This is a genomic window from uncultured Chitinophaga sp., assembly GCF_937898475.1.
Taxonomy (GTDB): Bacteria; Bacteroidota; Bacteroidia; order Chitinophagales; family Chitinophagaceae; genus Chitinophaga.
The window spans coordinates 67,578-90,545 of the sequence record NZ_CALEJS010000024.1 but is presented as its reverse complement, the minus strand read 5'-3'; the positions used below and the strand labels follow the sequence as shown (position 1 = coordinate 90,545).

Annotated in this window: 24 protein-coding genes; 10 read left to right on the top strand and 14 right to left on the bottom strand. The window is 47.9% G+C overall.

Annotated elements, in window-relative coordinates; translation table 11 throughout:
- Positions 1–269 precede the first annotated feature (269 nt).
- The 3 genes from Q0577_RS16190 to Q0577_RS16180 all read right to left on the bottom strand — a co-directional run bounded on the left by Q0577_RS16190 (position 270) and on the right by Q0577_RS16180 (position 2,980).
- Positions 270–1,184 (bottom strand): AraC family transcriptional regulator, encoded by a 915-nt coding sequence (locus Q0577_RS16190; RefSeq protein ID WP_298738015.1) that lies wholly within the window; start codon positions 1,182–1,184, stop codon positions 270–272.
- An 80-nt stretch (positions 1,185–1,264) separates the two neighbouring features.
- Positions 1,265–2,011, bottom strand: coding sequence for an SDR family oxidoreductase (locus tag Q0577_RS16185; protein WP_298738014.1), 747 nt, complete (start codon positions 2,009–2,011; stop codon positions 1,265–1,267).
- A gap of 285 nt (positions 2,012–2,296) precedes the next feature.
- Positions 2,297–2,980: a hypothetical protein gene (locus Q0577_RS16180; protein ID WP_298738013.1), complete on the bottom strand. Its 684-nt coding sequence runs from the start codon at positions 2,978–2,980 to the stop codon at positions 2,297–2,299.
- A gap of 637 nt (positions 2,981–3,617) precedes the next feature.
- On the opposite strand from Q0577_RS16180, the gene Q0577_RS27245 reads away from it, so the two are divergent.
- A complete protein-coding gene (locus Q0577_RS27245) occupies positions 3,618–3,878 on the top strand; it encodes a transposase (RefSeq protein ID WP_366884539.1) in 261 nt (86 codons plus the stop codon).
- Here Q0577_RS27245 and Q0577_RS16175 read toward each other — a convergent pair.
- Positions 3,816–4,073: a hypothetical protein gene (locus Q0577_RS16175; protein ID WP_298738011.1), complete on the bottom strand. Its 258-nt coding sequence runs from the start codon at positions 4,071–4,073 to the stop codon at positions 3,816–3,818. The genes Q0577_RS27245 and Q0577_RS16175 overlap by 63 nt on opposite strands.
- A 75-nt stretch (positions 4,074–4,148) precedes the next feature.
- Positions 4,149–4,829, bottom strand: a complete 681-nt coding sequence (locus tag Q0577_RS16170) for a hypothetical protein (protein WP_298738009.1) — start codon at positions 4,827–4,829, stop codon at positions 4,149–4,151.
- Positions 4,830–5,752: 923 nt separating this feature from the next.
- Here Q0577_RS16170 and Q0577_RS16165 point away from each other — a divergent pair.
- Positions 5,753–6,181, top strand: coding sequence for a glyoxalase/bleomycin resistance/extradiol dioxygenase family protein (locus tag Q0577_RS16165; protein WP_298738008.1), 429 nt, complete (start codon positions 5,753–5,755; stop codon positions 6,179–6,181).
- Positions 6,182–6,241: 60 nt separating this feature from the next.
- Here Q0577_RS16165 and Q0577_RS16160 read toward each other — a convergent pair whose 3' ends face one another.
- On the bottom strand, positions 6,242–6,493 hold the full coding sequence (locus Q0577_RS16160) for a hypothetical protein (RefSeq protein ID WP_298738007.1): 252 nt from the start codon (positions 6,491–6,493) through the stop codon (positions 6,242–6,244).
- Positions 6,494–6,747: 254 nt separating this feature from the next.
- On the opposite strand from Q0577_RS16160, the gene Q0577_RS16155 reads away from it, so the two are divergent.
- Positions 6,748–7,179, top strand: a complete 432-nt coding sequence (locus tag Q0577_RS16155) for a hypothetical protein (protein WP_298738005.1) — start codon at positions 6,748–6,750, stop codon at positions 7,177–7,179.
- Positions 7,180–7,185: 6 nt separating this feature from the next.
- Here Q0577_RS16155 and Q0577_RS16150 read toward each other — a convergent pair whose 3' ends face one another.
- Positions 7,186–7,647, bottom strand: coding sequence for an Lrp/AsnC family transcriptional regulator (locus Q0577_RS16150; protein WP_298738004.1), 462 nt, complete (start codon positions 7,645–7,647; stop codon positions 7,186–7,188).
- A 117-nt stretch (positions 7,648–7,764) separates the two neighbouring features.
- On the opposite strand from Q0577_RS16150, the gene Q0577_RS16145 reads away from it, so the two are divergent.
- Together Q0577_RS16145 and Q0577_RS16140 are read left to right on the top strand one after the other, a co-directional pair.
- Positions 7,765–8,394 carry a hypothetical protein gene (locus Q0577_RS16145; protein WP_298738003.1) on the top strand — a complete coding sequence of 210 codons (630 nt, stop codon included), beginning with the start codon at positions 7,765–7,767 and terminating at the stop codon, positions 8,392–8,394.
- A 126-nt stretch (positions 8,395–8,520) separates the two neighbouring features.
- Positions 8,521–8,934 (top strand): hypothetical protein, encoded by a 414-nt coding sequence (locus Q0577_RS16140; RefSeq protein ID WP_298738002.1) that lies wholly within the window; start codon positions 8,521–8,523, stop codon positions 8,932–8,934.
- Between the two features lie 60 nt (positions 8,935–8,994).
- On the opposite strand, the gene Q0577_RS16135 is transcribed toward Q0577_RS16140, so the two are convergent.
- From Q0577_RS16135 to Q0577_RS16125, 3 genes are all read right to left on the bottom strand, one after another.
- Positions 8,995–9,828, bottom strand: a complete 834-nt coding sequence (locus Q0577_RS16135; RefSeq protein ID WP_298738001.1) for an SDR family NAD(P)-dependent oxidoreductase — start codon at positions 9,826–9,828, stop codon at positions 8,995–8,997.
- A gap of 74 nt (positions 9,829–9,902) precedes the next feature.
- A complete protein-coding gene (locus Q0577_RS16130) occupies positions 9,903–10,808 on the bottom strand; it encodes an AraC family transcriptional regulator (RefSeq protein ID WP_298737999.1) in 906 nt (301 codons plus the stop codon).
- Positions 10,809–10,951: 143 nt separating this feature from the next.
- Positions 10,952–11,521, bottom strand: a complete 570-nt coding sequence (locus Q0577_RS16125) for a peroxiredoxin (RefSeq protein ID WP_298737997.1) — start codon at positions 11,519–11,521, stop codon at positions 10,952–10,954.
- 231 nt (positions 11,522–11,752) lie between these two features.
- Between Q0577_RS16125 and Q0577_RS16120 the strand changes: the two genes are divergently transcribed.
- The 5 genes from Q0577_RS16120 to Q0577_RS16100 all read left to right on the top strand — a co-directional run bounded on the left by Q0577_RS16120 (position 11,753) and on the right by Q0577_RS16100 (position 18,174).
- A complete protein-coding gene (locus Q0577_RS16120; RefSeq protein WP_298737995.1) occupies positions 11,753–13,717 on the top strand; it encodes a cytochrome c biogenesis protein CcdA in 1,965 nt (654 codons plus the stop codon).
- A gap of 18 nt (positions 13,718–13,735) precedes the next feature.
- Complete coding sequence (locus Q0577_RS16115; RefSeq protein ID WP_298737993.1) at positions 13,736–14,209, top strand: thioredoxin fold domain-containing protein; 474 nt, start codon at positions 13,736–13,738, stop codon at positions 14,207–14,209.
- A gap of 48 nt (positions 14,210–14,257) precedes the next feature.
- The gene (gene msrB, locus Q0577_RS16110; protein ID WP_298737990.1) at positions 14,258–14,776 is read left to right on the top strand and encodes a peptide-methionine (R)-S-oxide reductase MsrB; all 519 of its coding nucleotides are present in this window, start codon (positions 14,258–14,260) and stop codon (positions 14,774–14,776) included.
- Positions 14,777–14,805: 29 nt separating this feature from the next.
- Positions 14,806–15,804 (top strand): hypothetical protein, encoded by a 999-nt coding sequence (locus tag Q0577_RS16105; RefSeq protein WP_298737988.1) that lies wholly within the window; start codon positions 14,806–14,808, stop codon positions 15,802–15,804.
- 99 nt (positions 15,805–15,903) lie between these two features.
- Positions 15,904–18,174: a cation:proton antiporter gene (locus tag Q0577_RS16100; protein ID WP_298737986.1), complete on the top strand. Its 2,271-nt coding sequence runs from the start codon at positions 15,904–15,906 to the stop codon at positions 18,172–18,174.
- Positions 18,175–18,260: 86 nt separating this feature from the next.
- On the opposite strand, the gene Q0577_RS16095 is transcribed toward Q0577_RS16100, so the two are convergent.
- From Q0577_RS16095 to Q0577_RS16080, 4 genes are all read right to left on the bottom strand, one after another.
- On the bottom strand, positions 18,261–19,373 hold the full coding sequence (locus Q0577_RS16095; protein ID WP_298737985.1) for a TlpA disulfide reductase family protein: 1,113 nt from the start codon (positions 19,371–19,373) through the stop codon (positions 18,261–18,263).
- Positions 19,374–19,491: 118 nt separating this feature from the next.
- Positions 19,492–20,616, bottom strand: a complete 1,125-nt coding sequence (locus Q0577_RS16090; protein WP_298737983.1) for a TlpA disulfide reductase family protein — start codon at positions 20,614–20,616, stop codon at positions 19,492–19,494.
- Positions 20,617–20,637: 21 nt separating this feature from the next.
- Positions 20,638–21,576, bottom strand: a complete 939-nt coding sequence (locus Q0577_RS16085) for a discoidin domain-containing protein (protein WP_298737981.1) — start codon at positions 21,574–21,576, stop codon at positions 20,638–20,640.
- Between the two features lie 11 nt (positions 21,577–21,587).
- Positions 21,588–22,958, bottom strand: coding sequence for a RagB/SusD family nutrient uptake outer membrane protein (locus Q0577_RS16080; protein WP_298737979.1), 1,371 nt, complete (start codon positions 22,956–22,958; stop codon positions 21,588–21,590).
- Positions 22,959–22,968 lie beyond the last annotated feature (10 nt).

The following is a 22,968-nucleotide window of genomic DNA, read 5'->3' as shown; positions in this document are numbered from 1 at the left end:
AAAGTTAGAAGAACCACTGTACCGCTAAAAGATGTACTTCGTCGTTAGCTTACCGCCGCTAAGCAATGCAGAAAGAGATAAGATCCTTACTGTGCTCAACGAATCACTCGCCGGACTGATAACCTATTTCCAGAAATATGGGAGATCCCAATAGACGGCATTGTAATAACAGCTGGCTGCCGCGGAAAGTGGGGGCCGGTTATCTCCGTCACAATTTTTCCTGTATTTTCAACAATAGGCGCTACACAATATCTTATTTGTAGTGTCTTTTAATGAAACGATTGCCTGAATGATAAAGGCGTCTGATTCGTTTTCTGTTTGAATAATTTAGTGAATGAGGAGGGATGTTCAAATCCCAATTCATAAGCTATCTCACTTATAGATAAATCCGTTGCCGAAAGTTTTTCCTTGGCCTTTTCTATTAGTTTGTGATGAATATGATCCTGTGTACTTTTCCCGGTCAGCACCCTCAATAAGCTGCTGAGATAATTGGGCGTGAGGTTTAACTCACTTGCAACATCATGCACACTTGGAATTCCTTTTCCCGGAAGAGAATCCGAATTGAAATATTTGTCCAGTATAGTTTCTAAACGGGTCAGGGTTTTATCATTCAAAATGCGTCGGGTTAGAAATTGTCTTTCATAAAATCTTTCGGTATAGTTGAGCAATAACTCTATTTGCGAGATAATAATGTTGTGGCTGAATTTGTCGATGTTAGATTGGTATTCTTGTTGGATACTTTTGAACACTGCTAGCATCATTTGTTCTTCTTTTTCTGATAGGAACAATGCTTCATTTACCGCGTATCCGAAAAATTCATACCGGCTCATTTTTTCCGCCAATGCTGTTTTCCACAAAAAATCGGGATGAATCAATAATAGCCAGCCTGAAGGTTCTGCTTTTGCATTCGGATCGATCTCTATCTGAATAATCTGTTGTGGTCCAACCAGTGACAGTACTCCTTCGTCAAAATCATACGGTTGTTGTCCGTAGTTGAATTTTTTAGCTACGTTTCGTTTCAGGCCGATGGAATAGAAATTCTGTACCCACTTGATATCAGTATATTCCGGCGGATACTTTACTAAGCTATAATCAATCAGGCTTACTAAAGGATGTTCCGGTTCAGGTAAGCCGCTGAATTGATGAAATTCATAAATGGTATTTAACCTGATATTCGCATGCATTTCTGCAAAGGTAGGTAATTAGCAAAAAATGAGCATAATTTGCAGATGCAAACTATGCTCTGAAATAAGCCATGTGTTTTTTACCATTCCTGATTTGTTGGTAGAATAAAGACTTCTGATACATCCACATTATCAGGCGATTCTAACGCATAAATCATACTATTGGCAATATCATTGGGAGTTAAAAAGGTCATTTGATTACGAAGACCTTCCATTCCTTCTTTGTATGCTTTGTCTGAAATCCGGTCATACAGATTGGTATCAACGGCACCAGGTTGAATGCTTGTCACACGGATATTGTGTTTTTTGCCAACTTCCATTCTCATAATATCCGAAAAAGCTGCTACAAAATGTTTGGTGCCGCAATAAACAGCTAATCCTTTAAATAGTTTACGGCCTGCTATAGAAGATAAATTAATAATATGTCCGCTATGCTTGTCAATCAAATCTGGCAGTACTGCTGCTGTAACATTCAAAACTCCGTTGATGTTTATATTTATCATATCCTGCCATTCATCCGTCTTAAAAGTATCAATATCTGCGGCAGGCATAATACCGGCATTATTTATCAGAATGTCGATAGTGCCATACTTTTCTTTTAAACGCTTTACACCAGCATCTACGCTTACTTTATCCGTAACATCAAACTCTATCGGGAAAGCATTACCCCCTGCTTGACGGATTTCACTTTCAATGGTATTCAGTTTAGTGAAACTACGTGCCGCTAAACCAACTTTAACACCTTTCGCCGCTAAAGATTTTGCTACACCTTCTCCGATGCCGCTCGATGCTCCGGTAATCAAGGCGACTTTTCCTTTCAGTTCCATAATTATTCATTTTTTACTACTGCAAAAGTACAGTACCCCCACAGAAGTAAATTTGCCAAATCGGGGAAGCTCTTTGCTGAATCTATGGTTTTGAGGATTGCTAATAATCCTGAGTTCTATTAACCAGTTTGATGATGATGTTTGACATTCAAATATATCTTCGCTCAGGTAGCTACTTTCTGCCGTCAACAACCCGCACGCGCAAAGAAAAAAGGTGCACCATTTTTACCTGGTACACCCTTTTCCCCCTTTTTTTTATGTCCAGAATTCTTAGATCAGCGCTTTTTACGCATCCGGACTGCTAACTGCCACTATACACATCCCGTTGTACTGGCTTTCGTAAAATGAATCTGCTTTGTCGGCGGTAACGTCGTTAAACGCGATCCCGACTGCAAGTATCAGCCATTTTGTACTGTTAGGCGTTACGGTGGCGGTAAGACTGATGGGCGCCGGAAGCTCCTCATCGTTAAAGGGCAACGGTTCCGTCCGGGCTGTGGCTGTAACGAAGGTGCCTTCTGCGAAGTCGACCTCTGCTGCCGCACATGCAATCTTAAAATGTGTTGCATTTAGCGGTGCCTTGATCATATCTTCCGGTATGAAAGCAGGCAGATCTACCTTCATGGTACCGGTAGCACGGTCAATGCTGACAGTGGGTTGAATGAAGATGAGTGAGGATAGTTTACCGTTCGCATTGAAGTCGAAACCTCTCATCAGCTCGATATCTCCATTAATTACAGTCCGGTCACCACGCCTGTGTATACTGTCGGACTTAATGACCTGGAACATCAGTCCAAGAAGCCTTGAAAAAAGCGCCTTGTCCCTTGCCTTTACGCCGGCTGTCCGCACTGCATCCAGCAGTATTTTCGCGGCCTTACCGGCTCGTTGGAATTCCGCAATGGTTTGGCGCGTACGTTTATAGCCTCGTTCAGTTTTGATACGTGTGGCTATCTTTGATTTTTCGTTAGGCATAATAAATTAATTTAAAAATGATTAATTAGGCGACATGTTCTCGGGTACACGTCGTTTAAACCCTCATCATGATGAAATCCTCTGCAGTAGGAATGAAATTGAATTCAATTCAATTCAATACTGCAATACTAATGATCAACGACACGCAGGAAAACTGGAATGGCCGTTTGGGCCAATCTGGCCGTTTTGGCCGTTTTGTATAGGGAAATGCCGCTTGCATTCTTCATCAACACTTAATGCCTTCCTTGCAGGATCCAATTGTTTTCTTTGTTTATTCTTTATGGTTTCCCTGATAATACCTTATCCTGTCTTCATGAGATCCTTGTCAGCTCCTGGGGAGAGCCTTAGGAGCGCCTTGTAAGATATTAGTGAATCGTTAGTAAGTGTTTAGTAAGTGTTTAGTGAGAGCTTTGTCATCCTTAGTAACCGGTTGTGTAGTCCGGATACGCTATTGACATGAGGGTTAAATGCGAACAACGTTGATAATGCAATAAGTCACTCCTTATATTTTTGAAACGCTTTAGAGCATACCATTTCAATACTATCTGATTTTTCAGAAGGTTAGCCAGCAGTTCTGGCAGACAAACCGGATGACTGATGATTTGATAAAAACAATTGGCGATCCCCGGAAAGAAGATTGGAACAAATACAGCATATCAACTTTGTTGAAGCTTACACTATATTGAAGGGCCTGTGGTTATGGATGCAACAGCAATATGTGCAGGTGCTGCCCCAAAGCGCCATTGGAAAAGCACTTGCTTATAGCCTTGAGCGATGGGATAAACTTACAAAGAATAGCGCCAGAGATCTCATCCCCGGCGCTATTCCTAGTAAACTATCCCATAAACACCTCAATCGTCACAAACACCATCCCCTGCGAATTCGTCCTTTGTCTTAATCTCCCCGAAAACGGCGCATTAAACGTAATATTGGTAAAGTCATAACTAGGCATCTCGCCAACTACCCCAATATTAATACCGCCTTCACAATAGAGATTACTTAAACCTGATGACATCGCGGTATCCGAACCTGCCGCAATCGTAATGCCTGTAACGGTACCCTGTTCCTGGCTTTGCAAGGCAAATGGTGCCACAACAACAGCGACTATCAATATTCCCAATAGTGATGAACAGCCGGCCACCGCCTTCGCAGTGGCCGGCTGTCGCTCTTACTCCTCAACCTTCTCTTTACTTCCCGCACTTCTTCCTACCCGGTCATACACCTGCCTGACATTAAAATACGTGCTTACAAACATTGCATCGTCTATCATCCCTTCTACCAGGTCATCCAATGCGTCCAGCGCTTTCCTCGCCCGTGTCACCAGCGCAGGAATACTGCCGGTGGCGGTCTTTCTGGCCCCCAGGATCACATTCCTGGCGGGCGTCATGGGCTCTGTGGTGTTCAGCTGCGCTTCCAGCATGGTGACCTCTTCTTCCGTCACCTGGTAGGCAGCCAGTTCGGAAAGGTGGTCACGTGCGTGTTGGGCAATGCGCTGACAGCGCTGAAACACCAGCTGTTGCGGCCCCCTGGCCAGGGTGCTGTACGCAAGGTCCACCGCAGCCATCAGCACATGATCATTATTGAACTTCGCATAAGACCGCAGCTTCAGGCTTAGCTGGAAAGCGCGCTCCACTATCTCAAACATGTGTGCATCCTTCCTTTTAGTATAGCCCGTCGGGTTACATTGCGCCTGCAGCTGCGATTGTGTCAGCATTTCCGCCACAATTGTTCTTAGATTGTCAACAATAGGCGTTACCGGTGTTAATTGATTCCAGGTGCCGGGAAACTTGTCCAAATGTGATAATACAGCCTGGTACATGTCCAGGAGATTTAATTGACGTCTGGTCATTTTTCTAAAATTTTAAATGTTAGTGAATGTTGCATGTCGTGCCAGCGGAGAAGCCCTGCAAACAGTAGCTACCGGCATCGTTTTTACATCTGCAGTTGTATAGGTTATGCGATCAACGTTGACAATGCAATGGTAGGACAAAGAAAATTCAGCGATTTTCTCATTTGAGAAAATCCAGATGGGTTTTATTTCAAAAAATTTTGTATTGTCTCATTTTCGGTACCGGTGCTTCCCGGAAATATTCCTGTCAGCTATTGAAGTCGGGGAATTATATCTTACAGGATCAGTTACAATCAATGGAACTTCAGCGATAGGTTTTAGAACGCTGGTGCAGATCGAAGAACATCGATGTAAGATTGTAGAACAGGCGCTCCAGCTGACAGAACGGCGTTGTAAGATAACAGAACAGGGTTGTCACTTTACATAACGGACATGTAAGATAATAGAACGGAGTCACCAGCTGACAGAACGGCGTTGTAAGATAACAGAACGGAACCGCCATTTTACATAACGGACATGTAAGATAACAGAACGAAGTCTCCAGCTAACAGAACGGCGTTGTACGTTTCTGATGTACCGGATTTACAGTCCGGCGCCATTCCACCATCGTAGCCGATCTCCCATGATCATAAACCTGTATAAAACAAAAAAACCGACTGGTAGTACCAATCGGGCATATAATGCTTTTATTGTTTAACATCATACCATAGTCCGACCGGCACCCTGCGGATACCAATAACATGCACTACTATATGACATCATTGTTTTCATGAGCGCAAATGGAATACATCTATTCACGCTGCCAAAAAAATTTGATAAAGATTTTTGGTGGATTGGAACAAGAGCATTGACCAATCTTTTTGTTGCCCGCAATTTAACAGGGATCTTTTGAAAGATTTATCTTCGGGTATCAATTCATCACCATGAACCACTCATCCGCCCCTTCCCGTCCAGCCCTTAAAGGCATGTGTCCCTACATAGAAGTGTTCGACATGCCCGCCGCTCTGCGGTTCTACCGCGATATCCTCGGTTTCACCATCACCCAAAGTGCCGGCGATGGCGATGATGCAGACTGGGTGCTGTTGCAACTCGATGATAGCTACCTCATGCTCAACACCGCCTATGAGAAAGAATTCCGTCCCGCGCAACCCGATCCTGCCCGTTTCAAAGGGCACCAGGACACTGCCTTTTTCTTTAACTGCCCGGATACCGATGCCATGTACTACTACCTTAATAGTAAAGGCCTCGGCGTAAGCCCCCCCTTTATAACCGGATATGGCTGGAAGGCTATCTCACTGGCAGATCCAGATGGCTATAGCATCTGGTTCCATTGGCCGGATGGTCAGCAGTAACAGCAGGGGAGAAGCAGTTTTCCGGGCAGAAGGTACAGAAACTGTATAAAAGAAAAAGCCTTATTTCAAATTTCGTTCTTTTAAAAGGGCATTTAACTCCCTGTTATCATACTTTGAGTTATTCACCAGTTTATAGATAATCGCCAAAGGTATCAGCGTAAGAAAGCCCCAGGTGTTTTTCATCACGCTGTAAGCTACCACTCCTGCCAGGAATCCAATTAATACGGCATTAATGATCATGGTGCTTTGTCTCTTTTTCGCTTCCTGCAACAATTCCTGGTCGGTTAGCTCTGTCAGTTTTTTTTGTTCCATTTGTAAATGTAGATTATAGTATAGTTTGGTTGATGCCGGGTTTAATAAACATGCTCCATAGGTTTAAGGGAAACGCCAGCCTGTTAACGGCGCCTAAGCTAGCATTTCAATTTAACATTTACAAATAATCCGGCACTTCCCTATATTTGTACCAGGTACCCGACTGATAGCCTGGATAATGCAAACTACCGCACAGCTCTCTGCTTCGAAATAATCAACCCCGATTGAAAATTGTCCACACTAAACTGTTAACAATGAAAAAACATCTTCTCCTCGCGCTGTTCCTGGCCTTAGGCTGTTTATCTCAATTACAGGCTGCACCCGGCAGGCCGTTACTCGATATGTTCACCCGCATGTTCCCCAATGCGGAATATGTAACCTGGTCGGCAGACCATGGCTATCACATGGTGTCCTTTACCCAGGGGGAGACAGCCAGCAGGATGTGGTTTGATGACAATGGCGCATTGATACAGTCTTTAAGGTACTGCCTGGAGGAAGAGCTGCCTGTAAAGATAACCGCAGCATTAAAAAAGAAATTCAATAACAAACAGATCTACGGCTTTACCGAGGTAACCAACAGGGCCGGTATTAAGTATGAAGTAATACTGAATGACAGTAAGAAATGGTATCGGGTGAGTGTAAGCAACCTGGGCGACGTTTCACTGAAATATACCATGAAGAAATAGCCTTCGTTACTGGTAATGCCTCAGCATATTCATTTCTGCCTGCGCTTCCAGTATCAGGGAAGTATTGGTTTCGCCATACTCTTCAAGGCGTGCAATTACTTTCGCCAGCTGATCCCGGGAGCCGGTCACCACCTTCAGCAACATGCTGGCATTACCAGTAACCGTATACCATTCCGTAATCTCATGAATGGAAGCTATCAGCTGCTTAATATCATGATGTTTATGGCCGCATTTAAAGGCTATAAACGCCTGTATGTTTAACCCTATCTTGTCAAAATCCACGATGGCATGAAATCCTTTAATATACCCCGCTTCTTCCAGTTTGTTCATCCGCTCTGCTACCGCCGGTGCTGTTAATCCAATACGGCGGCCAATTTCGGCGGTTGTTGTTCTCGCATTATTACACAGCTCCCGTAATATAGACAGGTTCAGGTCGTCAATGGGTTTATTATTTAAAGATTTCAGCATAAAATAACTTTGATTGTAAAGTTAACGGGTCGTTCTTCTTTCAGTTAAAAGCCTGCTTTCAGGAAAAAAGTAAGCAACTTTATCCCCTTTACAGCGGCTTACACAAAACTATAAAATATGGCGAAAGGAACGCATGGTATCTTCAAATGTCAACACCTTTTCTTACTGCTCATCAGCACAGCTACGCTGTTAGCAACCTACCGCGGCATAGCGCAACCCAAGCAAACGCAAATGCAGGCCGCCTTATCTGACAGCGCCCGTATGCGTGATGGTCAGCACGATTTTGATTTCGAGATAGGTACCTGGAAAACAAAGCTGAGCAGACTAACGGAGCCGCTCAGCGGTAGTCAAACCTGGGTAGAATATGAAGGCACTACGGTAGTCAGCAAAGTATTTAACGGGATGGCCAACCTGGTAGAACTGACGGCTAAAGGGCCGGCGGGCCAGTTTAAAGGATTAAGCCTGCGGCTCTACAATCCCCAGGCGCATCAGTGGAGCCTGAATTTTGCAAACATGAAGAACGGCATGCTGACCATACCTACCATCGGGGAGTTTAAAAATGGCAAAGGTGAGTTCTACGCACAGGATACCTATAACGGAAGGGCTATACTGGTGAAGTTTGTTATTGCACAGATCAACGCGGATTCCTGCCGCTTTGAACAGTTCTTTTCCGATGATGGTGGCAAGACCTGGGAACTGAACTGGGTGGCCGTAGATACACGTGTACAGGATGCCGCCGGGAACTGACAAAATACGCCTGTTTGCGCTTATATTACAAAATAGACCATGGTTCATGTGTCTGAATAACAGTTAATTACCCTGCATGGGCAATCTATTTCAGTAGATTGCCTGTAAAGGGCGTACCTTTGCAGAATGAAAATATCAGTTAATTCTCGCCCAGGAATGCAATTTACACATGAACATGAGTGGATTGATTACAATGGAACTGTTGGTTTTGTCGGTGCTTCTAAATTCAAATTGAAGGGGATTGAGAAGATCGATAGCATTAAGTGGTACCACCGTAAAGGTACTATTGAGAAAGGAACTTTGATAGCTGAAATTCATGCGGAGGATGCTGTAATACCTATTCATGCTCCTGTAAAATGTAAATTTTTGGGTCAGAATCAAAAGCTAAACGAGAATCTTAACCTGATCCTGGAAAGTCCCCAGGATAGCGGGTGGGTGTTTTTTGTTACACCTTCAAAATTTCTTAACAACGATACCCTGCTTTCAGCAGAGGAGTACCAGAAATTGATCAGCACCAGTGAGGTGTTTAGTGATCAGTAAAAATATGGAAGCCGCATAGATCGCAGGATGTATGCGGCTTTTTTCTTACGCAGCAACCCGTTAATTCCCGAAATCCGTAGAAAAAGAGCGCTCTTTCCAATCCGCCATCTGCTGCTGCAGCTGCGCTATCCTGGCTTCCGCCCGCTTAAACGCATCGCTGCCCAGGAACAGGTCAGCCGGTGGTTGCGCACTATTCACCAACGCCACAAACACATCTGCCACCTTATCCGGATCTCCCAATTGCTTGCCATCCATACTGTTCATCTTCTCATGATACTCCCGTAAATAAGCGTATTCCTCCATTTTATGTTCACTATAAGCAATGGAATCTGCTTTGGCAAAGTTGGTTCTGAACCAACCCGGCATCACATTCGTTACACGGATGCCCAGGGGTTGCAGGTCATTGGCCAATGCATCGCTTAAACCACTCAGCGCAAATTTCGCTGCACAGTACATCGACCAGCCCATACCCGGTGCAAAACCTGCTATCGAAGAGATGTTGATAATGTGCCCCGCACCCTGCTTTCTCAGATAAGGCAATACCTGCTGCACTACCCGTATCACCGCAAAGAAGTTAACCTGGAAATTTTCTTCTATCTCTGCTGCGCTCAGTTCTTCCAATGCGCCGCCTAAACCATAACCGGCATTGTTTATTACTACATCCACGCGGCCAAACTGCGCCACCGCCTGTTGAACGGAAGCGGCTACAGATGTCTCACGCTTCAGGTCTACTTCCAATGGCAGAAAATGATCATTGCCCTTAAACGCATCAAATGCAGCGGCAGCTCTTGATGTGGCAGCCACTTTGTGCCCCTTTGCCAGCAACTGTTTTACCAGCGCCAACCCCATTCCTTTAGAGGCTCCCGTGATGTACCAGACTTTTGTTTCGCTCATCATTATTTTTTTGAGCAAAGTTACCCCGCATCAAATTTTCCAATTTGCTGCATACAAACCATTATTTGTTAAATTCAAACCTGCCTGAAGTCAGAGGGGTTGATGGCAGTTTGTTTCCTGAAGAAGTTGTTGAAATGCGCCTGGTCTTCAAAGCCCAGCACATAGCTGATCTCCGCTATGTTCCAGCTGGTATGCCGCAGCAGGGCCTTGGCCTCCGCTGTAAGGCGTTCAAAAATAAGATCGGTGGTGGTGCGCCCGGTGGTTTTCTTGATGGCGCGGTTAAGATAATTTACATGAACAGACAACCTTTCTGCCATCACTTTGGGAGAACGCAGCTCAAAGCGTTGCGAGATGGTTTCAATAGGGAACTGGCGTTCCAGCAGCTCCATAAAAACAGCCGTGATCCGGGCAGCGGCATCTGTTTGCTCCAGGTACCTGTCTACCGGCTGCAGCTTCATGGCCAGGTAGATCAGCTCACTTACATAGTTCCTGATCAGCTCATACTTATAGATATAATCTGAATCAAACTCTTTAATGATCTTTTCAAAGATGCCCGTTACTTCTGCAGTCATTGCCGCGTCCAGGCCAAACACCGGCTGCGCCCCCGCCGCAAACAAGGGCAGCGTTGTCAGGTTCAGCCGCAGGTTTTCTTTGAAGAACTCATCCCTGAAGACACAGAAATAACCGCCGGTATCGGCGCTCAACGGGTCGTAGGTATACGGCACCAGGGGGTTAAAGAACAGCAGGGTATGCCCGCTTACCGGAACGCTTTTGTTACCGTAATGAAAAACATTATCCCCCCGGAAAAGCATGATCTTATAGAAGTCCCTTCGGATATAACTGGGCGAAGTAGTGCCCGTACGCACCCGGTCTTCAATCCTGAAAACATTAAACTGCCCGATGTTTTGCTGCAGCTCTTCCGGTAAGCTGCCAAACTTATCCTTATAGAACGCTTCGAGTGATTCTGTGATCTTTGCCATAACTGCTATTACCTGCAAAATTCACACTTTTTTCCGGATATGCCTAAACGCCGGGAAGGCCTCCCCGACAACCCGGGGATAGCCTTCCGACGCTAAAAACCGCCGGCTCATTCCACTAAGCCGGCACTAACCAAAACCAACGCTTACTTACCCGCCAAATAGGCCAACACCTGCTTAGAGTGTTCATCGCCCTTCATGAAATCCCGGAAGCTGTATACAATTGTTCCATCCAGTCCGATCACGAATGTTTCGCGACCACTTACCTTTACATTGTTTCCAAAATCCTGATCTTTGATTCCAAATTTATTCAACACAGCATTGCCGGGATCGCTCAGCAAAGTGAAGGGGAGGTGATTCTTCTTTGCAAAGGCCTTGTGGCTTTCTATGGTTCCGTTATTAATGCCTATCACCATCGCATCGGCGTCGTTAAATTTCTGGTATGCATCCCTGAACGCGCAGGCTTCTTTCGTACAAACAGGGCTTTCATCCTTCGGATAGAAGAAGATCACCAGTTTTTTCTTTCCCACTACATCAGATAAATTAAAGGTGTTTCCGTCCTGGTCTTTCAGTGAAAAATCGGGTGCTTTGTCTCCTTTGTGCAGCGTTTCCTGCATCATAGTTTCCTGTGCTTTTACAGCCGGTGCAATAAAGGTAAGGCTGCATCCCATAGCCAGCATCGCAATGATGGATGCTTTTTTGATGTTCAATCTCATAGCATGAATTATTTTTCGTGATGTTTAATTTTCAACAAATGTCTGCGGTTTTGCGAAAGCGAATTTTCACTTTAGTTAAAATCGCAGGAAATTTTTTTGCCAACCGGAAAATTTTTGCCCGCCTTCCATTTATTCCTCCCGATTTTAACTAAGGTGAAAATCAGTGATTAGCAAATGCCTCACATTTGCTTTGTGAACATGGTGCAGGATGCACCGCAATAATGAAAACACATGAAAAAGCTACTTACGATTATTGGTTGTCTGGTGCATTTTGCGGTATTTGCCCAAATAGACAACCCGGTCCACTGGACCTTTGCGGCCACCCCTGTAGGTGACCACCAGGTAGAGATCACCGCTACCGCCCGCATTGATGAAGGCTGGCATTTATATTCCCAGTTCCTGGACGCAGGCGGCCCCGTGCCGACTTCCTTCCAGTTCAATAACCAGGAAGATTACCTCCTGGTGAACGGCGTGAATGAAAGTCCCACCGCCATAAAAGGATACGATTCTACCTTTGAGATGACCATCCTCTACCACGAGAAAAGTGTGACATTTAAACAGCTGGTATCATACACCAACCCTGCCGCACATGTAAAAGGGGAAGTACATTATATGGTATGCAGCGGACAAAAATGCCTGCCGCCAACAGACGTTGATTTTGACATCGCCGTTAATACTGCATTGGGCGCCGCCGGCACTACTGCTGCAGTATCAAAGGAGCAGGTGCATATGGAAAAACCTGCTGCTGCGAAAGATGGCGACAGCTCCATCTTATCCATCTTCCTGGCAGGTTTCCTGGGCGGACTGGCCGCATTTTTCCTGCCCTGTATTTACCCGATGGTGCCCTTAACGGTATCGTTCTTTACCAAACGGTCCGGAACTCGTGCCCAGGGTATCCGCGCAGCGGTAATATATGGCGTGTCGATCATTGTGATCTACGTAGGACTTGGTTTACTGATCACCGCTATCTTCGGCGCCTCCGCATTAAATGAAGCCGCCAGCAGCGCAGCATTCAACCTGTTATTCTTCGTCATCCTGGTTGTTTTTGCCCTGTCTTTCCTCGGCGCTTTTGAAATCACGCTCCCATCTGTATTCGTCAACAAAATAGGAGAGAAGTCTGAAAAAGGCGGCTGGATAGGCCTGTTCTTCATGGCCTTTACACTGGCCCTGGTATCGTTCTCCTGCACCGGTCCGCTGATCGGTACACTGCTGGTGGAAGCCGTGAGCAAAGGCAGTTACCTCGGCCCTGCAACCGGTATGTTCGGTTTCTCCCTGGCCCTGGCTTTGCCTTTCACCTTGTTTGCCGTTTTCCCCTCATGGTTAAAGAGCTTGCCGAAATCCGGCGGCTGGCTGAACTCCGTAAAGGTTACGCTTGGACTGCTGGAACTGGCGCTCGCTTTTAAATACCTCACCAATGTAGACCTGGCCTACCACTGGGGACTGATCAGCCGTGATCTCTTCGTAGGTATCTGGATCATCATTTTCGGCGTGCTGGCCTTCTACCTGCTGGGCAAGATCCGCCTGAGCCACGATTCAGAAGTGCCGTCGCTCTCCATCCCCAGGTTATTACTGGCCATGTTGGTACTGGTGTTTACCGTTTATCTCATCCCCGGTTTGTTTGGCGCGCCCCTGAAAGGCATCAGCGGCTGGCTGCCACCGCAGCAAACGCAGGAGTTCTCGCTGAATGCAGCTGCACCCGCAAAAGCGGAGGGAAGCTCCACCCATAAATACGCGGGGCTGTTCCATGCGCCGGAAAATATAGACGCTTTCTATGATTATGATGAAGGAATGGCTTACGCCAGAAAGGTACACAAACCCGTGCTGCTTGATTTCACCGGCTGGAGCTGCACCAACTGCCGCAAAATGGAAGCGTCCGTATGGTCTGATCCGCAGGTGCTGAAACGCCTGAAGGAAGACTATGTGCTGATCTCCCTCTATGTGGATGATCGCACACCGCTTAGCAACGAAGAAAGATACGTTTCCAGATTTTCATCAAAGGCTATCAAAACAATCGGACAGAAATGGAGCGACCTGCAGCAGGAACGTTTCAATACCAATGCCCAGCCCTTCTACGTGGTGCTGGATCCGGATGGTAAACCCGCCGCAGCCCCCAGGGCTTTCAACCTGGACATTAAAGCATATACCGATTTCCTTGACAAGGGCATCGCAGCAGCAAAACAATATTCATCCAATTAATTATAAAAACGAATCATCATGAAAAATTATCTGAGATCAGCGCTTTTGGTATTGGCCCTGGGGCTGATCACCACCCCGGGTGCACAGGCACAGCAAAAGTCCGGACAGGAGATCCGGTTCAGCACACAATCCTATAAAGAAGTGCTGGCCGCCGCAAAGGCCAGTCATAAAAAAGTATTTGTAGACGCATTCGCTACGTGGTGCGCGCCTTGTAAGGAACTGAAGAAAAGCACCTTCAAAGATCCGGCGGCAGCCGCGTATTTCAATAAACACTTTGTCAATTTCAGCATCGATGTGGAGAAAGGGGAAGGCGTGAAGCTGGCTGAAACCTGGCAGGTGGAAGGATTGCCCACGCTGCTCATCCTGGATGAAAATGGCCAGGTACTGGCCAACCACACCGGCTTTGTGGATGGCAAAGGACTGATCCGGTTTGCCGGCGAAGCCACCGCCAATACCAGCTCAAAAGGCGGCCGTACGGCGATGAACCGCTAAACCGCTGCACCAGGTTTTTAAACACCGTTCAAAATACAAATTACGATCATGAAAAAGATACTGGTATATAGCGTGCTGCTGATGCTGATCAGCATTGGCAGCTGCGTCGCCCAGAACGAAAAATCGGCCCGCGGGCATGAAAACAATCCCTGGTATTCCAATACAGATACCGCCAGGCTGCATGTAAGCGATGCGGAATGGAAGAAAGTGCTGCCGCCCAACCTTTATGCCGTTGCACGGGAAAAAGACACGGAAAGGCCCTTCACGGGGAAATACTGGAAAAGCACTACCCGCGGCACTTACTACTGTGCGGTATGCGGCAACCTGCTGTTCCGCTCTGATGCGAAGTTCGCCAGCAGCTGCGGATGGCCCAGCTTTTTTGAGCCCAGCCGCCCCAACGCCGTGCGCTACCAGGATGATAATTCCCTTGGTATGCACCGCACCGAAGTGTTGTGCGGGCGCTGCGACGCTCACCTGGGGCACATCTTTGACGATGGTCCAGCGCCTACGTATAAACGCTACTGCATGAATTCCGTATCACTCGATTTTGCACCCGATAAGAAATAGTATTCCTCCATCTTTTTGTTATAACTTTTATGAAGATCCACTTTCTGGCGGCCGCTATGCTCCTGGGCACTACCGGCGCTTATGCCCAAAATATGTTCAGTATGGCCGGCCAACACCCGGCAGATACGCTGAGAAGCGAAGCGCATGAACAGGCGCTCCGCTTCCCTTCACTGCGCCAGGCGGCGGTGACGGCAGATCTTTTTGGTTCGCGCCATTATGATGCAACGCTGAACGGGAAAGATTTTGTGAACGGCAAAACCCGTAACGCCCGCATCAGCACTTATGTAACAGTGCCCATCAGCAGCTGGAACGGCAATGTGATCGGCGCCTCCGTTTACCACACCGAAAACTTTTTCGACGTAAGGGAAACCGCCAACCAGCTGGACAACCCGAAGCTGAACACGGGCAATATGTCTAAAAGCACCCTGGGCCTCTCGCTCAATTATTCAAGAACAGACGCCCTCTTTCACACGCCGGTGATCTACTCCGCCGTATTAACCGGGCTGTCAGATAACCTGAAAGCGCTCCGGCGTTTTAACTTCAACGGCAGCGTGGCTTTCCCGCTGAAACGTACGGCAGACACTTACCTCTCGCTGGGCGCTTTATTGCTGATAGATCCTTCGGCGCCCATCCCGGTACTGCCGGTGATCAACTACTTCCACAAGCTGAACGGCAACGGGCTGGAGCTGATCGTGGATCTTCCACAGGGCGCCATGATCAAACAGGCCCTTTTCCGCAATGCCTGGGTTTACCTGGGGTCCAATTATAATACGTATGTAACGTTTTATGAGTCGGATAACCCGGCCTTACCCCGGCGCTTCAGCTACAATACCATCGAACTGCAAAGCGGTCCCGGTTTTGAATACCTGCTGGGGAAATACGTGGTGGTCGGACTGAGAGGTGGCATCAACAGCATCGTCTCTGCCAGGGCCATTGAAAAGGGAGAACGGTATAATGATCCATTTATCAAAACTACCTATAAATCAACGGCTGCTGCAGCGTTAAAAATATCTTTTTTGCCCTTCTGAATGGCCGGATCGGGGCGGCGGATGCGGTAATTATAAATGTTATTGCTAATTTGTTGGTAAATTTGGACATATTAAGGATCAGCAAATTAACATTTATAGATGGGACATTTACCAAAACTTATTGAAGATCTGGCGTTAATTCTTATTACCGGAGCAATTACAACGCTGATATTTAAACGCATCAAACAGCCACTGGTGCTGGGCTACATTATTGCCGGCTTCCTGGTAGGCCCGCATTTGTCCATCACCCCCACGGTGGCTGATACAGAGAATATTGAAACGCTGGCAGAAATAGGGGTGATCTTCCTGCTGTTCAGCCTGGGTCTGGAGTTCAGCTTCAAGAAACTGATGCGGGTAGGAGGCGCTGCGTCCATAACGGCATTTGTAGAGATCTTATTTATAACGGTCAGCGGTTATCTTGCCGGTAAGTGGATGGGCTGGTCTACCATGGACAGCGTTTTCCTGGGCGGTATGCTGGCCAGTTCATCCACCACCATTATTATCCGTGCCTTTGATGAACTGGGCGTAAAAACTCAGCAGTTTGCCCGCATTGTGTTTGGCGTGCTGGTGGTAGAAGATATCGTGGTGATATTGCTCATGGTGTTACTGTCAACCATGGCCGTCAGCCAGCAATTCCAGGGCCTTGAACTGCTGCAGACCGTGCTGAAGCTGCTGTTCTTCCTGGCCCTCTGGTTCATCCTCGGCATCTTCCTGCTGCCTACCTTCCTGAAAAAGGCCAAAAACCTGATAGATGAGGAAACCCTCCTGATCCTTTCCATCGGCCTTTGCCTGGGTATGGTGATACTGGCTACAGGGGTAGGGTTCTCCGCAGAACTGGGCGCGTTTATCATGGGCTCCATCATCGCAGAAACCACTTCCGCAGAAAAGGTGGAACATCTTATAAAACCGGTTAAAGACCTTTTTGGCGCGGTATTCTTCGTTTCGGTGGGTATGTTGATCGATCCCCAGGCCATTATGGAATATAAATGGCCGGTGTTGTTTGTCACTGTGCTCACACTTTTCGGCAAGTTTTTCAGCACCACTATCGGGGCCCTGCTATCGGGCCAGCCCATCAAACAATCCGTACAGGTGGGTATGAGTATGGCGCAGATCGGGGAGTTTGCCTTCATCGTGGCCACCCTGGGCCTTAGCCTGGGCGTGATCAGTAACTTCCTGTTCCCGGTGGCAGTGGGCGCCTCTGCCATCACCACCTTCACCACGCCTTACATGATAAGGGGCTCCGGGAAGCTGCATGACTATATCCTGAAGATCTTACCTGCCAAATGGATCACGAAACTGAACAGGTATGCAGACAGTACCCAGAAGATTCAGGCGGAAAGCAACCTGCGCATTGCTTTGAAAGCATATGGTAAGATCGCGCTCATTAACAGTATCGTTATCCTCGCACTGTTCCTGATCTCGATGAACTTTTTGCTGCCTTTCCTGAAACGCAATATCGAAGACAGTACCATTGCCAGTGTTATATGCCTGGTACTTTCACTGGGTATTGCGTCGCCCTTTATCCTTGCCTTCATCCTGAAGAAACCTGATAAGCTGGCCTATAAAGAGCTGTGGCTGGATAAGCAGTATAACCGCGGTCCCCTGCTGGTGCTTGAAATTTTCAGGCTCGTGGTGGGTGTGCTGATCATATGGTTCTGGGTAAGCAACTTATTCTCCGCTACCGTAGCCATCGTGATTGCGGTGCCGTCTATCGTGCTCGTATATACTATTTTCTCGAAAAAGATCCAGCAGTTCTACCAGCGTATCGAAGGTCGTTTCCTGGTAAACCTGAATGCCCGCGAAATGGCAGCAGCAGGCGAAGGATCGGTTTCTGCGGATGTTTACCAGAAGAACGTAGAGCTGCAGTCTAACCTGGCGCCCTGGTCTGCGCACATCGTACACCTGGTAGTAAGCCAGCAGGCGGAATACATCGGTAAGAACCTGATCGAGCTGGCCTGGCGGGAGAAATATGGCGTAAACATCGCGTATATCAAACGGGGTGATAAACTGATCCATGCCCCGGGACGTGATGAAAAGCTCTATCCCTTTGACCAGGTAGGTATCATTGCTACAGACGAACAGATGCAGGTATTCAAGCCGGTATTTGAAGCGGCAGAACCGGTGGGCAACGGGGTTACCATCAATGATATCAGTTTGCAGAAGATCGTGGTGGACGAGTTCACCAAACTCAGGGGAATGAGCATACGTAATTCAGGCATTCGCGAACGCACGCAGGGCCTCATCATCGGCATAGAGCGGGGCAACCAGCGCATGTTGAACCCCGATTCCAATACTGTTTTTGAATGGGGAGATATTGTGTGGGTGGTAGGAGACAGGAGGAAAATAGCCGAACTGGTACAAATATCATAGTTAAAGTACAACAGGAAATGGGGGCGTCGCTTTTTACAGCGGCGCCCCCATTGTATTTATTGTTCACTGTTTATATCAGCATTGGCTTATTTGATCAATGCCGATAGCTTTTCGGTTAAGCCTTCGCCACGCAGGTCACGCGCAATGATCTTACCATTGGGATCTACCAGGAAATTCTGTGGCACCGCGTTTACCCCGTACATGACCGCCACCTCGTTCTTTGAGCCTTTCAGATCGCACACATGGATCCATGGAAGGCCGTCCTTTTTTACAGCCGCTACCCAGGCCGATTTGTTTTCATCCAGGGATACGCCCACCACTTCAAAGTTTTTACCTTTCAGCTGCTGGTAAGCTTTTACCAGGTTCGGATTTTCTGCCCGGCAGGGCACACACCAGCTGGCCCAGAAATCAACCAGCACATATTTACCCCGCAAAGAAGATAAGGTAAAGGGCTTACCGTTGATATCCGTTTGGGTAAAGTCTGTCACCTGCATACCTGCCTGGCCCTTTTTGGTGCTTTCTATTTTTTCAAGCGTACGTTTGCCCAGCGGGGAGGACTGCAGTTCAGGAGAGAACCGGTGGAACAGGGGCGCTACCGCTGCGGGATCGAACTTGTGGCCCAGCACATAATAATGGTAGGTATACAAGCCCATGAAAGAATTCAAGTGAGATTCCACGAACCTGGTCTGGATGTTTTTGATCTCAGCGATCAACCCCGCCACGCTGTCTGATGCTTTCTTCCAGGCATCATCATGCGGCTTACCTTCAAATTCATCATTCATTTTGATGATGATGCTGGTCAGCGGGGTAGTGGCTGCTTCCAGTTCCTTATTTTCCGCTTCTGCAGTTGAGCCCTCCACTTTTGCATTTTTGATGGCATCTGTTGCCGTCAGGGTAATGGCGGAGTTTTCCAGGAAGAAGGCTACATAGTCGGCAGCGCCTTTCGCGCCCGCTGCACCTTCACGCACTACCGATACAATGGCTTGTTCGGGTTCATCCACCCTGCCTTTAAACTGAAAGACGCCGTTCCTGACATCTGTAGAATCGCTGTTGCGGAAGGCGCCGTTCTTTACCAGCTGCAGGTACGCTTTTGCGGGGACGTTCAGATTGGAAATAGTGCCGGTGATGGTATATCCGTCCTGGGCCTTCAGCGCCGGCGGCAGCAGAGTGGCAGCCAGTAGTATGGCTGGTTTAAGCATAGTTTTCACTGTATTATTTGTTAGCTTACGTTATTCGGATGTTGAAAATACCAGGTGGCGGGTTGTCCGGCCACCTGGTGCGGTCATTTCGCTTGCCGCTGATCTTGCGGATCTACCATTATAGTAATTCCGCCAGCTTCTTTTCCAGTTCATCGCCGCGAAGGTTCTTCGCAACAATTTTCCCCTCGGGGGAGATCAGGAAATTAGCCGGAATGGCAGTAATGCCATACAAGGCGGCAGCTACACTTTTGAAGCCTTTCAGGTCTGACACCTGTGTCCAGGGCAGCCCATCTTTGGCAACCGCATGCAGCCAGGCCTTTTTGCCGTCTTCATCGTCAAGCGAAACACCGAGGATGGTAAAGTTTTTGATTTTATACTTATTATAGGCTTTCAGCAGGTTGGGGTTTTCGGCCCGGCAGGGCTTACACCAGGATGCCCAGAAATCCACCAGCACATAACGTCCGCGGAAATCAGACAGCTTCACCATTTTGCCCGTGGTGTCCGGCTGCGCAAAGTCCATCGCCATCACCCCGGTATTCGTTTTCTTACCCGTTTCGATCACTGCCGCCAGCCTTTTGCCCGCGTACGATTCACGGATGCTGGCAGGAAAGCGGGCAAACCTTGCTTCTGCAGTATCCGGGTTGAAATCATAGCCCAGTTCGAGATCCCTGAAAACCCGTAAGGATACGAAGGAATGAGGATAGGTGATCATGAATGCACGGCTAACGCTGTCAAAGCCCGCCTGCGAATATTGTATGGCGGCGGCCAATGGTTTGATCAGCGCAGTGTCTTTCCGTTGTTCAGGCGTCCAGCTGTTGTACACCCGTGTAACGGAATCGGCTATCCTGCGGTAGGGCTGTTGCATTACGCGGAGCGCCTGGTTCTCGTCGTTTGTTTTAGAGCCTTTGACAGTGGCATTCCAGAAGGATTGCTCCGCACTGACGGTAATGTTTGAGTTCTCCAGGTAGAAAGCGGTTTCTTCCTCTTTGGCGGCTGTCCCGGTATCCTGCCGGATGCTGAGCGCTGCGTTTACCGGGTGGCTTACCTTGCCTTTGAAACGGAATTGCCCGTTTTTCAGCATAACAGAATCCCATACTTCCTTGCCTTCATTAAAATAATGCAGCCGGGCCATGGCAACAGCAGCTTTTGTATTGAACTGCCCCTGTACAACAAATCCGCTTTGTGCCTTTAAGCCAAAGGGAAGCAGGCAGACAAACGGCATTATGAATGTAATCCTCTTCATTGATTTCCTGATTGAATGTTATTAAGGGATCAGCGATATATCACTGATGAATATGGTGAAATAAAGTGATGCATACTTAACGGCCGCCAGCGATGTAAACCGCACATACCTGGCGCTGATGGCGCCGGTGTTGATCGTCTGCATATTGTCGCTGATATCTCCCGCATAGGTGCCGTTATCCACCCAGTTGGTTCCATCCATACTGGTTTCGATCCGGATCGAAGTGGGATAGCCGCCCAGTGTCGGATAATTGAGTGTGGGCGGTACGGCATAACTGAGAGCGGTGAAATTGACGGTCCTGTTTAAATTGATGGCAATCCACTGTGGCATAGACTGCGTAATATCCGACGCCCAGTAGGTGGCGGTCTTGTTGTTGTCTATCACGTTGGCGGCGGCAAATGCAGAGAAAACAGACGATACTCCTGCAATAGTCCAGCCCGTCTTGCTGATCACCAGCGGCTTGCCGGTCTTCAGTACATAGTACAGCACCCTGGATGTAAAGGGGCCCTCCACTTTTCCATCTACCGACTGGATAACAACCGGCAGCACATAGGTGGTATACTCCGTCAGCTTGGTTTGCAGCACAATATTCACCTGACCGGGCTCCGACTGTGAAGCGCCTGCGGCCAGGCGTGCCATGGGCTTATAGAAAAAGTAAGATTCAGCGGGCAGCAAAACGGCATCCCCGTATTGCCCGCGGTATGCATCCAGCTTGCTGGTGTCTACGGCAAAACTGATCCAGTGATCAGTGGCAGATGCATTGCCCGACAAGGCTGCTTTAACATCGATCGTGATAACGGTGTCTGCCAGTATGGAAAGCGGCATCTGTACCGTGTCCTTATCTGCTGCTATCGCAAAGGTAATGCTGCCGTCAGCCAGCGGTGCCGGACCATCGTCTTTTGAGCAGGCGGCTAACAGCAGCACCAGAAAGGATAATAGGACAATATAAGACTTATACATAGTGTTCACATTTATGGGTTTTGTGGCATGCCCGGGTTAAAACTTAATACCTGGAAAGGGATCTGCAGCGTATAGCGGTCGCTGTGCGGGGGAAGCGTGGCAAGGATATTCCCGCTTGCATCGTACCTGGTAACCGTGCCCATCCTGTTTTCTTTATCCAGCCTGCGCATATCAAACCAGCGTAAGCCGGAGAAGCCCAGTTCATGGTAGCGCTCCAGCAGCACTTCTTCCAGTACCGTTTCTTTGTCTGCAGACGAAAAAGGCACATAGCTGTCCGTATCAAAACGGTTCCTGCGTACTTCATCCAGCTGCTGCAGTGCAACGGAAAGCTCGTTGCCGCGGGCTGCGCTTTCTGCGATGATCAGCAGCATTTCCTGCACGGAAGTACCGGTATTCACATACTGCAGTGTGGGCGTGATCAGCAGGGGGGTGAAACGGGTAGCTCCTCTCACGGTATACTGGTAGCCATCCGTGCTGTAGTATAGCGTGGGCACCCGGAGGTCGTTAGCGGCAAATGAACGCATGAATTCCAGCGACACGATCGCATTGCCCAATACATACCTGCCGTAAATTACATCCGGGCGTACGCTCACCAGGTCTGAAGAGGGCAATGAACCATTGAGATCAATCATCACCGCTTTGGTTTTGGAAAGCGCCAGCTCCGCGTTCTCTTTGGCCTTTACATAATCTCCCATATAAAAATAAACCCTGGCCAGTACGCTGTAGGCAGCGGCCGTTGAACCGCGCAACCTGTTCGCGCTGTTGTCAGCCGGCAGATCGGGAATAGCCGCGTTGATATCGTCAATGATATGTTGATAGATCTCCGCCACCGTACTCCTGGGCGGAACGGTTTGCGTAACATCATTGGAGGTAACGAAGGGAACGCCCGGGTCTTTCGCGGCACTAGCGGCGTCATAGGGCTTTCCATATTCATTTACCAGGTAGAAGTACTCCAGTGCACGGGCCAACAGGGCTTCGCTTTTCAGGCTTCTCTTCTGGAGCTGCGTTCCGCCGCTTGCCTCATCAATGCCGGTGAGCACGGTATTGAAATGATTGATGTTGGCGTAATGTTCTCCCCACAGGGGCGGCGAAGAGTTGATGTCCGTAGAAAATTGCAATGCCCAGGTATACATCAGTTCCGCCGGTAAGGTAGGCGGTGTTGTAATACCTACATAGTCTACGTTATCGGCCAGGTAGTTGGTCAACCCGGTGGGTTTACCATAACCAACCGCAATATTGGGATCGTTCATCCACTGGTCATAATCGGTGACCGTTGTTAACAGCGTTTTTCCTTTGGGTGTAATATCAAGGTAGTTGTCACATCCTGTGAATGTGATACTGCCCCATACCAGGAAAATGAAAATATAGTGATAGCGTTTCAACGTATTGCGT